Annotated in this window: 10 protein-coding genes; 4 read left to right on the forward strand and 6 right to left on the reverse strand. The window is 39.4% G+C overall.

The genetic code is table 11. The annotated features are described in order from the left end of the window. The first annotated feature begins 328 nt into the window (after positions 1-328). The 3 genes from hflX (at position 329) to C9J38_RS17055 (ending at position 3,129) form a co-directional block, all read left to right on the forward strand. Positions 329-1,672: a GTPase HflX gene (gene hflX, locus C9J38_RS17045; RefSeq protein ID WP_107208167.1), complete on the forward strand. Its 1,344-nt coding sequence runs from the start codon at positions 329-331 to the stop codon at positions 1,670-1,672. A gap of 311 nt (positions 1,673-1,983) precedes the next feature. Further along, the gene (gene yeiP, locus C9J38_RS17050; RefSeq protein ID WP_107208133.1) at positions 1,984-2,556 is read left to right on the forward strand and encodes an elongation factor P-like protein YeiP; all 573 of its coding nucleotides are present in this window, start codon (positions 1,984-1,986) and stop codon (positions 2,554-2,556) included. 111 nt (positions 2,557-2,667) lie between these two features. Next, on the forward strand, positions 2,668-3,129 hold the full coding sequence (locus C9J38_RS17055) for a GNAT family N-acetyltransferase (RefSeq protein WP_107208134.1): 462 nt from the start codon (positions 2,668-2,670) through the stop codon (positions 3,127-3,129). 93 nt (positions 3,130-3,222) lie between these two features. On the opposite strand, the gene C9J38_RS17060 is transcribed toward C9J38_RS17055, so the two are convergent. Both C9J38_RS17060 and C9J38_RS17065 read right to left on the reverse strand, forming a co-directional pair. Next, positions 3,223-3,432, reverse strand: coding sequence for a cold-shock protein (locus C9J38_RS17060; protein WP_005367917.1), 210 nt, complete (start codon positions 3,430-3,432; stop codon positions 3,223-3,225). Between the two features lie 481 nt (positions 3,433-3,913). Next, positions 3,914-4,123 carry a cold-shock protein gene (locus tag C9J38_RS17065; RefSeq protein WP_005367915.1) on the reverse strand — a complete coding sequence of 70 codons (210 nt, stop codon included), beginning with the start codon at positions 4,121-4,123 and terminating at the stop codon, positions 3,914-3,916. Positions 4,124-4,641: 518 nt separating this feature from the next. Between C9J38_RS17065 and C9J38_RS17070 the strand changes: the two genes are divergently transcribed. Beyond that, positions 4,642-4,950, forward strand: coding sequence for a DUF496 family protein (locus C9J38_RS17070; RefSeq protein WP_105060198.1), 309 nt, complete (start codon positions 4,642-4,644; stop codon positions 4,948-4,950). A 357-nt stretch (positions 4,951-5,307) separates the two neighbouring features. On the opposite strand, the gene rsmF is transcribed toward C9J38_RS17070, so the two are convergent. The 4 genes from rsmF to C9J38_RS17090 all read right to left on the reverse strand — a co-directional run bounded on the left by rsmF (position 5,308) and on the right by C9J38_RS17090 (position 12,641). Next, a complete protein-coding gene (rsmF, locus tag C9J38_RS17075; RefSeq protein ID WP_107208135.1) occupies positions 5,308-6,738 on the reverse strand; it encodes a 16S rRNA (cytosine(1407)-C(5))-methyltransferase RsmF in 1,431 nt (476 codons plus the stop codon). A gap of 148 nt (positions 6,739-6,886) precedes the next feature. Beyond that, complete coding sequence (locus C9J38_RS17080; protein WP_107208136.1) at positions 6,887-9,514, reverse strand: MlaD family protein; 2,628 nt, start codon at positions 9,512-9,514, stop codon at positions 6,887-6,889. Continuing rightward, positions 9,495-10,691, reverse strand: coding sequence for a paraquat-inducible protein A (locus tag C9J38_RS17085; RefSeq protein ID WP_107208137.1), 1,197 nt, complete (start codon positions 10,689-10,691; stop codon positions 9,495-9,497). Before C9J38_RS17085 ends, C9J38_RS17080 begins: the two co-directional genes overlap by 20 nt. 117 nt (positions 10,692-10,808) lie before the next feature. Continuing rightward, entirely contained in the window at positions 10,809-12,641 is a 1,833-nt protein-coding gene (locus tag C9J38_RS17090) for an ABC transporter ATP-binding protein (protein ID WP_107208138.1), read from the reverse strand. Positions 12,642-12,696: the final 55 nt, after the last annotated feature.

Raw genomic sequence — 12,696 nt, forward strand, 5'->3', positions numbered from 1 at the left:
TATATTACTTATGTGATTCAATAATATAATCTAATATTGTGAGTTGTTACATAATAAGTCACGTTGTATTTAAATAATATTTTTATAATTCATCAATATATCATTTAAATTTATTCTGGATTCTTAGGTAAATGCGATGACATATCGTGGTGGTATTTAAAATAAATCGTTAGAACCTTTAAACAGAGAACAACATCTTTATTATCGTAATAATAAATAGAAAGAATGTTAAATAATAATATCTTTTCTTGTATAAAGCCTGACTATAAGAGCGTAGGATGAAGGTAATTATAAAGATAGGGTGCACGTTAGTGCATTAGCATTCAGTATGCAATTAACACAAAAACCGTTAAAAAACAACGCATTACTAATTTCAATCCAAACGCCGCAATTTAAAGGCGATGAAGCAAAAAGTTCATTAGAAGAATTAGCACGCCTAGTGACGACATTAGGCTTTAAAGTTGTTGGCACACAGTCTCAAAAACTAAGCTCAACAAAAAAAATGAGTGTACTTGGTTCTGGTAAAATGGCTGAGATCGCGCAGTTAACTGGAAACCTTGGTGTTATTGAAGACGATGGTGAAGATGATCCTCTTGATGACATTGATTTTATAGATGTGTCACTCGATGATTTACCCAGCGTACTTGCCGATGTTGTGGTGTTTGACTGTGATTTAAGCCCATCTCAATTACGTAATGTGGAAAATCAATTAGGCGTTGAAGTGTTTGATCGCACAGGCATCATTATTGAGATATTTAGCCGTCATGCTCGTACACGAACGGCACGACTACAGGTTGAAATTGCTCGTCTTAATTATCTAGCGCCGCGTTTACGCGAATCCACCAGCGGTAATAAAGAGCGACAAATGGGTAAAGGTGCGGGTGAAACAACGCTAGAGCTTGATCGTCGTAAAATTCGCGATCAATTGGCGGAATTGCGCCGTGAATTAGTCAGCGTTCAAGATGAAATGAAAGGGCGTCGAACTCAACGTTCAGAGCTTTTTTGTGTGGCGTTAGTTGGCTATACCAATGCGGGTAAGTCGTCTATGATGCGAGCATTAACAGGTAGTGATGTTGAAGGCGAAAATAAATTATTTGCTACGCTAGATACCACTGTTCGCGCCTTAAAACCAGAAACACAACCGCGTATTTTAGTATCAGATACGGTTGGTTTTATTAAAAAATTACCGCACGATTTGGTGGCATCTTTCCATTCAACCTTGGCTGAAGCTCATGACGCTTCCCTATTATTGTATGTGGTTGATGCATCTGATGTGTCATTCCGTTCTCAATTAGACGTTGTTCATGAAGTGCTAAAAGAAGTGGGTGTTGATGGTATAAAAAAACTATTAGTGCTGAATAAATCAGATCAATTAAGTGTTGATCAGCAACAGGCATTAATGGCTGAATTTCCTGATGCTATGATGACGTCAACCCGTAATCCACTAGATATTACCAAACTTCATCAATACGTTGTCGATGTAGCTCAACACGAGATGATAGAAGAAGAAATCATTGTGCCTTATACCGCAAAAGGGCTGATGGGGGATATTCGTTCGGTGATGAGTGTAACGAAAGAAGAATATGAATATGACCATATTAAGCTGACTGTTCGCTCTAATGAGATTGAACTCGCACGCTTGAAAAAACGGATGTCTGAATATCAAAAGTGACATATGTAGCTTTATATAGAAACTTTATTGAGTGAGCAAATAGCTGTGTGTGTTTGCTTGTTTATAACGATGGATTAAAGTTCTAGATTGATGTTTGAAATCAGTTGGTTGAGCCTTTGTCACAAATGTTGGATGGGATATCAAAAGCAGATAAACCGTGGTTTTTTATGCAAAGTGTTTATGGTTGTTTAAGCTTTGAACAAGCTTAGGGAGTAAACGCAAAAAATTAGTGTTTGTACTACTATAACACTTGCTATAAATCTGTATCTTGGTGTAATTTCTCACCACTATTTTTATTTGGAATTATGATCATGCCAAAGGCTAGTGACATTAAAAAATTTGCTGCTGTTGAAATCAACGGTAAAGTAGGTCTTGTTAAAGAAATTAGTAAGCTAACGCCTAGTGGTCGTGCTGGCGCAAGTCTTTACAGAATGCGTATTTATGATGTAGCTACTGGTACTAAATCAGACGTAAGCTTCAAAGCTGATGAAATGGTTAACTTAGCTGATTTCCGTCGTACAAAAGCATCATTCTCTTACATCGATGGTGAAGAGTATGTGTTTATGGATGATGAAGATTACACACCATACACATTCAACAAAGAAGCAATCGCAGAAGAACTACTATTCATCACTGAAGATACGAAAGGTATCGAAGTTCTTACTGTTGATGGCGCGCCTGTTGCTATCGAACTTCCAGCGACAGTTGAACTAACTATCGTTGAAACTGATCCATCAATCAAAGGTGCTTCTGCAAGTGCTCGTACTAAGCCAGCGACACTTTCAACTGGTCTAGTGGTTCAAGTTCCAGAATACATCGCGAATGGCGAAAAAATTAAAGTTAACACGGCTGAGCAAAATTTCATGAGCCGCGCTGACAAGTAATAGGTTACTTATAATCTATACTGGATAAAACCAGCCTTCATCTTGCTAGCTTTTTGTTAAGCCGATGGGCTGGTTTTTTATTGGCTGCATGACGTCACGGAGCAATGGATAGTGCTATATCAAATACGACAAGCAGAAAAATCAGATCTTGCCGCGATATACCAATTAGAGCGTGAGCTATTTGGCAAGCATTGTTATCCTGATTTTTTATTTCGTCAGGCATATGATTGTTGGCCAAGTGGATTATTGGTTGCCATTTCAGAATGTGAACATGTAGTAGGCTATGTACTCGCAAGCCCAAGCTTTAATAGACAAACAGAAACGCAGAGCGATGCGTGGGTATTAGGTATTGCGGTTGCGAATAAGGTGCAAGGGAAAGGTGTTGGAAAAGCGTTGTTGAATAAGGCATTAGCGCTGCTAGCTGATTACAATCGAATTTTATTGACTGTGCATCCGAAGAACACGGCAATAAAGCTATATCAGAGACTAGGCTTTGTAGAGATAGGGCAAGAAGACGATTATTTTGGTTGTGGCTCACCAAGAATTAAGATGTGCTTAAATCGTAAAGAGTAGGCATATATTGTTTAAGTCGCTTGATATCATTTTCTACGGAAATAAAAAAGGGCATCCAAAGATACCCTTACTTCTTCAACTGTTCGTTGTAGATTAGATGCGCTCAACGTTAGCAGCTTGAGGACCTTTTTGGCCTTGCTCAACGTCAAAAGAAACTTTTTGACCTTCTGCTAGAGATTTGAAGCCTTCACCAGCGATAGCACGGAAGTGAACGAATACGTCAGCGCCGCCATTATCTTGAGTGATGAAACCGAAACCTTTCTCATCGTTGAACCACTTAACGATACCAGTTGCTTTAGACATGTGATGTCTCCTGAAATAAATTAATGTGTTACTTATGTACAAAAGAATATTGAAGCGCTTCAGGACAACTGTGTACGTTTGAACAGTGTAACGAAGTTTTTCTTTCACTTTGTTTCATAAATAGCCCTGTTATATAGGACGCTGATATTAAGCCATTTTCGATTTTAAAGAGCAAGTGAGTTACTTATTTATCGCGTTATAATGTGAGCCGCATTACAAAAAAAAAGCAAAGAATATTATGAAATAGGTGTCTTATTAATCAGGCTGGTTAATTCTTATCAGGAATTTTAATAATAACAGGTCTATCAATATCTATAAGTGTGCTCTAATCTTGCATTTTTAACTGGTAAATCACTTTTATGCAGTCGATTGTGAATGTGAGGCGGTAGGGTGGGAATATTAATTATGGATAAAAAAAGGGCCGTGACGACCCTTTTATCAAGTGCTATGTGAACTAACGTAACGTTAGATAAGCAAATAATTATGCTTTTTCAACATTTGCAGCTTGTAGACCTTTAGGACCTTGCTCTGTTTCGTAAGAAACTTTTTGTCCTTCAGTTAGGGTTTTGAAGCCATCGCCAGTAATCGCACGGAAGTGTACAAATACGTCAGCACCGCCGTTATCCTGAGTGATAAAACCAAAACCTTTCTCTTCGTTAAACCACTTAACGGTACCTGTTGCTTTTGACATGTTTTCTCCTGATAAACTTTACATCAAACACTGTGTCGCCAATATCGGGTTACTACGCTATTTGAGCTTGAACACTTCGAGGAAGCTATCCTTGTCCAGATTGCATTGTTGTAAACGAGTACTGGTCTATTTCAAGAGTAGGTGCTGATATGCCATTTGCAAATACAGGAAGGCTTTTTTTGTGGTGGATTTCACAAAAGATACCATTTTGTTATTACAGATTACATATATTGTCTAATTGTCATAATTATTAATTAAAATAGGGGTATTTATTGTGATATATCAAAAATTTGTTGAGCTTTTTGTGTGATATTTAAGCGAGAAACATAAGTTGATGCTCATAGAATCATCATTGAGCATTTAATCATGAGTATTGCTTGAGTTTACGAATGACTTTCTGATATAACGATTTCAGTAATAAACTGAGACTCGACGGTTATGTACTAGGAAGTGCATTATTTCTATCCCTTGCATTAAATCAGTTTCACAAGGTTTTATTTTCAGACTAAGGACTACACATGAACAACATCCTTGAACTCGTTCGTCAAACACGTCGTAAAAACAAACTTAAACGCGAAATCCTAGACAACGATCGTAAAATTCGTGATAACCGTAAGCGTGTTGAGTTGTTAGAGAACTTGATGGATTACATTAAGGCCGATATGAGCCACGATCAAATCGTTGAAATTGTTGAAAACATGAAAGGTGACTACGAAGATCGTGTTGATGATCATATCATCATCAGTGCAGAGCTTTCGAAAGAGCGTCGTGAAGTAAGCAAAGCAGTAAAAGAGCTGAAAAAAGCTGAAATTGCACATAAACACTAATTCTCAGCACTAGAAAGTTGAGAGTGTGCAAAAGACATAGCATGCTTATATTAGTTAAATTAAACCGAGCGTAATGCTCGGTTTTTTTATATCTATCGTAAGTAATAACAATATCTATAGCGCTGGGCTTTTAAGTTTTAGCGCTGATTGGATATATTACTTGAGGCAAAAAATAGCCCGAAACGATTCCTGTTTCGGGCTTAGGGGAATGGCTCTCGTAAGAGCCTTGCGCTAACTGGTTAGTAAATGGAGTATGATTACACTTTCAATGTTAGTTGAATAATGTTTATTTTCCAGTTATTGCATTTAATAAAGTCATCATTAACTATACTTTTTGATGCTAACGATATTTTTACCTTAAATATCAAATAGGTTAGTATCACGAACTAATTCACGAGGTAAGCCATTTTTGATACGGTTGCTCACCCATTTACCAATACCAATAGGGTAATCACGGTAAGTAACAATCACTTCACCTTTGCCTGCTGGTATTCCTGGGCGAATATCGCGTCCCATGAACCACTCTTTAGCTTGTTCAACATTAAGTTCAATAGCGATAGATTCTTTGCCTGTTGCCAGTGTCATTACCGCTTCATGTTGCCAGCGATAGCCTTTCTTGTGCTGTTCTGCGAGCTTAATACCAATACGTTGGAAACGGATTTCACCAATTAAAGTACGTAGCTGAGAAGGGAAAAGCCAAACTTCTTTATCACGTAACCAGACATCATGTTGCTCAGGTAAGGTAATATCTAAATCTTGTTTTAACTGTTGGGCTATCTCTTGTTGCTCTTTGTCTTTAAGCTGAGCAAACGGGAATTTCCCCATCCGCTTTTTTACGCTATCGGTTTCAACAGGTGCCAGCTTACGAATACGTGCGACAAAGAAACCTTCGCTATCAAAGATCTGAGGGTAAACGTGTAGGAAGCCATCTTCTGTGAGTGACTTTTCTGCACCATCGAACAGATCGTTTAGCGATTCAAATTGAACAGCATCACCAAATTTTTCTTTTAGGAAATGACAAACGTCTTGGTTTTCACTTTGGTTTAATGTGCATGTTGAATACACCATAACCCCGCCAGTTTTCAGAGCTTGGAATGCACTTACAATAAGGTTGCGTTGTACTTCGGCAATTTCATCAATAGAAGCTAGGCTCCAATTAGCCATAGCATCTTCATCTTTACGAATTGCACCCTCACCAGAACATGGCGCATCCAATAAGATCGAATCAAAAGATTCTGGTGCCCATGTGCCAAATACACAGCCATCAAAATGGGTCAGTGCTGCATTGTGAACACCACAACGTTGTAAGTTTGAATGGAGTACTTTAATTCGGCTCGCGGCTAACTCGTTGGCAACCAGTGCGCCACGGTTTTGCATTGCAGATGCAATTTGGGTGGTTTTAGAACCTGGCGCTGATGCCATATCTAATACACAGTCTAATGCGTCGTTATCTTTAAGCAATGCGGTTACTGGCATCATCGAACTGGCTTCTTGAATATAGAAAAGTCCTGCCATGTGCTCTGCGGTATTACCAAGAGAAACAGTATCTTCGTCTTCTCGTTCAATCCAAAAGCCAGTATCACACCAAGGAACCGGCGTTAATGTCCAACCACGATTTGCAACACGCGCTAAGAAATCCTCAACACTAATTTTAAGTGTATTGACGCGAATGCTGCGACGAAGAGGTGTTTTACAACAAGCAATAAATTCATCGATATCTAAATGCTCAGGCATGGTTTGCTTGATTAAATCGATAAATGCGTCAGGGATGTGAATATTCGGATGCAAAGGAAGGATCTCTATTAACTAGCTAATGAGGCTGATTTTATAACAGATTGGTATGAATTGCAGTTTTTGCTAATACAAAGCGTAATAAAGGTTTTTTCTGAATAAAAAAGAGCACCGAAGTGCTCTTTATTTTGTTTGATTTTAGCTGTTAACTCTCAGGAATTGCAGTACGCCATGCTAACCATTTAGGGTTTGCTTCTTTATGTAGTAAGAAGTGTGTTCCTGCTTTAACTTGTGGTTCAAGTGGTTGCTTTTCGGGGGTTGCAAAGGCAATTCCGCCACGTAATAGGCTATCAAATGTACCTGCTTTTATTTTGGCACCTGTAATACCGATATCAACATTCACACCTGAGGTGTTCCAAAATACAGTGTTTTTTCGCACTAAATGGCGGTATTGTTTTTCAAGTTGGGCTTTTATGATGACACGGTCGGCTAAGTCACCGAGTGAAACGTTAACCACTTGTCCAACTTGAATATCACGGTAGAGCAATGGTGTACCTTCGCTAATTGAATCACGCTCTTCACTTTCTAATACTATCGTGACGCGGGAATCAAACAACTCTGCCGAACCAAGCTTAAAAGTATCAGCAAAATAGCCTTTCCCAGGTTGAACAGCAATGTAAGAGCTCAGCAACGAATCCAAGTTTTCACTACCACTTAAGCTGATCTTTGGTTTAACCACCCAAAAGTAGCTATCTGACTTTGCGATTTTTTGAGCGTATTTCGGATATAAACGAGCCTGTATTTTCACGTTGTTTGTATGAAAATCGGGTTCGATGTTAATGATTTTACCAATGGTTACGCCTTGGAACTTGATCTCAGTATTGTTAGAGACAGATCGTGCATCATCGGCTGTTAAAGTTATCAGCTGTCCAAAATGTTGCGCTGAACTTAAGCTTGGGTAAAGCTTGTATTTAGAACCGATACGGTTAGTCACTTGCTTCATGTTATCAAAAGCAATCCCACCTTTGATAAGCGTGGATAGGGGATCGGTCACTAATTTAATACCATTTAATCCTGCTTCTACTTCGATACCTGAACGGTTCCAGAATACGGTGTGGTTAGTGATCAAATGACGGTATTTTTTCTCGATATTTAATTTAATGCTCACACCGTTATCTTTCAAAGCAAAGTCACTCACTTCACCTACTTGTAAGTTACGGTAAAGTACTGGACTACCTTCAGATACGGGGGGTAACTTTTCAGCAAATAAACTAATGCTGCTATAGCCTTTCAGTTTTTCATCCGCAAGATTGGCAAGACTTCGGTTTTTAAATAGGGTGTAGCTTTTGTTTATTTTTTTGCTACCGATAGAAGTGAAGCTAATCGCACTGCTGATTAATTGATCGGCTGGCGGAATAGAAACATCAATACCTTTGCTCGAAATGCTGGCATCGACACCACCATCAACGAAGAATCGACTACCACTTCTGATCAAATGGGTGTACTCAGGTTGAACTAAGACATCAAAGCTTACACGCTCACCGGTTAATTCAACGTTAGTGATTCGCCCGACATCTAATCCCTTAAAGCGTAATTTGGTGCCACGTTTAATACCAAAGCTTTTATCAGCATACAGCTTGAAGGTTGCTACACCGGGTTGTTGCTCTTCTAATGTGTCACGGGTAATAGCTGTAAATTGACGTGAAGTTTCGCCTTTACCCGGTATTAAACGTAAGAAATTGCCTCGTACCAGATTGCCGATATTTTTAACACCGTTTAGTGATACTTCAGCTTCTTCGAGTAATAAACGAGAGCCGCTATTTAAGTATTCACGCATGCTAGGTTCAATCGCAGCATGTGCGATAATTTTATTGGTTTTTTCATCAAGGCTTACATCGGTGATTTTACCGATCTGCAAACCCCGGTACATAATAGGTGAACCTGAATCGCTAATATCATTGTTATCTGGCAAGGTTATTGTGATAGCAATACCACGACCCGCTGTATTGATATCGGGGTAGAGTTTAAACTGGTGATTTGCTTCAATGGCTTTACCTTTATCTGGCGAATCAAATGCGATAGCACCCGCAATTAGTGCTGACAGGCTTTCAAACTGCACATCAACACCGTTGAAACCGATATCAGCACGCATGCCACTGACATTCCAGAAACGGCTTTTATCAGTAACAAGGTTGGCATACTTAGGTTTGATTAGTGCATCAATAATCACTTCTTTTTTGTTATCACTAAGGGTGTAATTGAACACCTCACCGACAGGGATCTTCTTATAGAAAATTTGCGAACCAATACTGATTGATCCAAGATTCGGTGCTTTTAATTGCAGCTTTAAGCCATCTTCTAATGGAGTATCTGCAGGTTGGTTTTCTAATGCTGTAAATTTTGTTGCTTCAGGACCATCACCGGGTAATAACGCAATGTAGTTACCAGAAACAAGAGTATCTAAGCCTGATATACCCGTTATAGATGCCTTAGGTTTGACTAGCCAGAATCGGGTATTTTTACGAAGAATGTTTACCGCTTCAGGATAAATGTCGGCAGTAACGTAAATACTCTTAAGATCTTTTGATAGGCTGATATCACGTACAATACCCACTTCAAGGCCTTGATAACGAATAGTCGTTCTTCCAGCGACTAAACCCACGGCATCGTTAAAGTGGATTTGAATACGTTCACCGGCTTCGTTAACTGATTTATACAGTAACCAACCAGCAAGTATTAATGCTAATAGCGGCAACAGCCACAGCGGTGATAACCCCCGATCACGGCGAATTTTCACCTTTTTGGGTTGTTCGTTATTTGGATCGTTGTTCATAATTGTCCCATATCAGGCGAGAATCTAAACTTTCTGCTGCTAACATTGTTAATACTACCACGACGGCAAAGGCAATTGCCCCAGGTCCCGGCGTGAAATCAAGAACTTGCCCACGGTCGATTAATGTGACCATGATGGCGATAACAAAAAGATCCATTACCGACCATTTACCTATCCAGTGTACGGCACGAAATAGTCGCATACGTAATAGGTGGTGTGTTTTTCGTTTGAACTGTACGGCTAAAAGGATATAAGCCAAACTTAGAATTTTCGCGACAGGGACAACAATACTGGCAATAAAGATGATTGCTGCGATACCTGTCATTCCCGTTCTGACGAGTTCAGCAACACCTGAAAAGATAGTATCTTCAATACGCTTACCGTTATTCATGAAAATTGAAATGGGATAAAGGTTAGCAGGCAAGATAAAAATACTTGCTGAAATTAAATATGCCCATGTTTTTTGAATAGAATGTGGAATGCGATCGTGTAATGGACTATTACAGCGGCGGCAATGGGTCAGGTGTTCTTGCGTTAAATGACAGGTCGTACAAAGTGTGTCTAAGTCATCACTAATATGTTCATTTTCAGGTTGCCACGCATCCCAATAACGACGAACACTGATACGAGTCAGTAACACGAGAAATAATATCTGTAAGGTAATGAGACAGTACAGCCCAAGACCGATATTAATCTCTGCGACTTCTTGGACTTTAAAACAAGCAATGGCGAGACTAACTAAAAAAACATCGAGCATCACCCATTGCTTTAAATGGTGAAGAACCCATGTTGATGCTTTAAATAGAGTAAAGTGACGAAATTTAAGGGAAAATTGGGCGCTAAAAACCGCCCCTATGACTAATAGCGGGGCAATAACGCTACAAAATAAGATTAATGCGGCAACGCCAGGAAAATTTTCTGAAAGTGTGATGGCGCCAGATGGAAGTGTCGCAGGGATCATCTGTCCGAATAATCGTATTGTGATTAACGGTAAAGTAATGGTTGGAATAAAAAGGATTAAACCCGCTGCGGCAATCGCCAGTTCTGCATTAAATCTTGCTGTTCCCCCACGATATAAACGTGTTTGGCAACGGGGACAGTAAGCACTGTGTCCTTGTTGAGCCACCTCAGGGAGCACGAGTAAATTGCAACCGGGGCAGCGTCTGGCCGTTGACATAGTACGTTGTTTCCTTTGCAAAAGAGCGAGATATAAAAACGCTCACGAAATAAAAATTCACACGTTTGTAAAAACATAGTGAATGATAGCCCATGAGCGTCAAGGATGGGTACTATATTATTTTGTACCGATTCTTGCTACTGGAAGTTGTTGATCTGTTTGTTCAACATCATTATTAGGTGATTGAATTGAACCGTAAAGTGTTCGATATAACCCATGTTGACTCACTAACTCAGTATGTGTACCTGATTGACTGACTAATCCATCTTCTAAGACATAGATTAAATCAGCTTGTTTAACGGCAGATAAACGGTGGGCAACAATTAAGGTGGTTTTATCTTTTAAAAAACCATTCAGCGCTTTATGAAGTGCAGCTTCTGTTGAAGTATCTAACGCTGATGTTGCTTCATCTAAAATAACAAAGTCAGGGTTAGATAAGATCATACGGGCAATCGCTAAACGTTGACGCTGACCACCGGATAAACGAATACCTTGCCGACCAATTTCAGTGTCTAGGCCATGCGTTAACCGCTCTGTCATGTCTGTAAGTTGAGCAATGTCTAATGCATTCCAGAGTTCATCATCAGTATATTCACCACCTAATGTTAAGTTATGACGTAATGTATCGTTGAATAAGACGGGCTGCTGGAGCACAACAGCCATACGTTCGCGAAGAGATTCATAACTGACCGCCTCAATCGGGTGACCATTAATAAAAATATCACCTGATTGCTTTTGGTAAATGCCAAGCAGTAATTGAATTAAGGTTGATTTACCGCCGCCTGATGCACCTACAAGAGCAACACGTTTTCCTGCAGGGATATCAATATTTAAACCTCGCAGCACTTGTTTATCGTTGTCATAAGAAAAACGGACATTTCTTACTTTAATATCCAGTGCTTCATTGTGATTAAAGGGATAAACGGTAGCGGTAGGGCGAACTTCTTCTTCTAAATCTAACAGCGTATTTAAACGCTGCATGGCCGCAGATGCACTGTACCAAGAAAATTGAATCCCCAATAACTCTTGTACAGGCCCAAGCATGAACCATAAGTAACTAAAGACAGCCAGCATTTCACCGATAGATAAGCCACTGAAAAGCACCATTAACATTGCAGCGGCGCGAAATACTTCAAAACCCGCCAAGAATAATAAGAAAGAGATGCGTCCTGCCGCTTCTGATTGCCATGCAAACTTATCAGCACTGTGGCGTATATCATTTGCGTGCGATTTTAGTTGAGCTAAAAATTCACGCTCACGATTAGATGCGCGCAATTGGTATATGCCATCTAATACTTCGACTAAACGTTGTTGGAATTTTTCATAAGATTGATTTTCTTGACGCTTGAGGTTTTTAACGCGGTTACCCATCATTTTTGAAGCGTAAACAACAATAGGGTTAATGATGAGAATAAATAGCCCGAGTCGCCAATCTAACCATAATAAAACGCCAGCAGTACCAACAACGGTGAGCAAGCCGATAATAAAACGACTTAACGTATCTCCGACAAACTTATCGATAGTCTCAACATCAGTGACAAGATGCGAAGTAATGCCGCCACTGCCTTTTTCTTCATATTGGCGCATGCTAATACGCCCTAATTTATCCAATAAATGCTGACGTAAATTAAAGGTGATCTCTTTTGATACCAGTGTGAATTGGCGGCTTTGTAAAATGTTCAATGCTTGGCTTACGGTACGCATTAAGACAACTAAAAATAACACTAATAAGATATAGCCAGTAGGTGATTGCCATTGTTCGGGAAGAAGGTGGTTTAAATATTGGATCCCTTCAGCTGGCTTATGGAGTAATACTTCATCGACCATTAATGGCATAAGTAATGGAATTGGTACGCTAATCAAGGTGGCAATAACAGCAATAATATTCGCGGTGATAAGGCGGGGACGATGTTTTTTAGCTTGAATAAAAAGCCAAGACCAATTAATCATAGTGGGGAATGAATGCTTCACAGTGATAATGATTCCTATTATTGTTAAGTGTTTC

It is taken from the genome of Photobacterium sp. GB-210 (assembly GCF_003026075.1).
Classification (GTDB): Bacteria; Pseudomonadota; Gammaproteobacteria; order Enterobacterales; family Vibrionaceae; genus Photobacterium.

Coding starts and splice junctions, on each gene's coding strand:
- hflX (WP_107208167.1), top strand. CDS start 329: ATGCAATTAACACAAAAACCGTTAAAAAACAACGCATTACTAATTTCA.
- yeiP (WP_107208133.1), top strand. CDS start 1,984: ATGCCAAAGGCTAGTGACATTAAAAAATTTGCTGCTGTTGAAATCAAC.
- C9J38_RS17060 (WP_005367917.1), bottom strand. CDS start 3,432: ATGTCTAAAGCAACTGGTATCGTTAAGTGGTTCAACGATGAGAAAGGT.
- C9J38_RS17065 (WP_005367915.1), bottom strand. CDS start 4,123: ATGTCAAAAGCAACAGGTACCGTTAAGTGGTTTAACGAAGAGAAAGGT.
- C9J38_RS17070 (WP_105060198.1), top strand. CDS start 4,642: ATGAACAACATCCTTGAACTCGTTCGTCAAACACGTCGTAAAAACAAA.
- C9J38_RS17080 (WP_107208136.1), bottom strand. CDS start 9,514: ATGAACAACGATCCAAATAACGAACAACCCAAAAAGGTGAAAATTCGC.
- C9J38_RS17085 (WP_107208137.1), bottom strand. CDS start 10,691: ATGTCAACGGCCAGACGCTGCCCCGGTTGCAATTTACTCGTGCTCCCT.
- C9J38_RS17090 (WP_107208138.1), bottom strand. CDS start 12,641: ATGATTAATTGGTCTTGGCTTTTTATTCAAGCTAAAAAACATCGTCCC.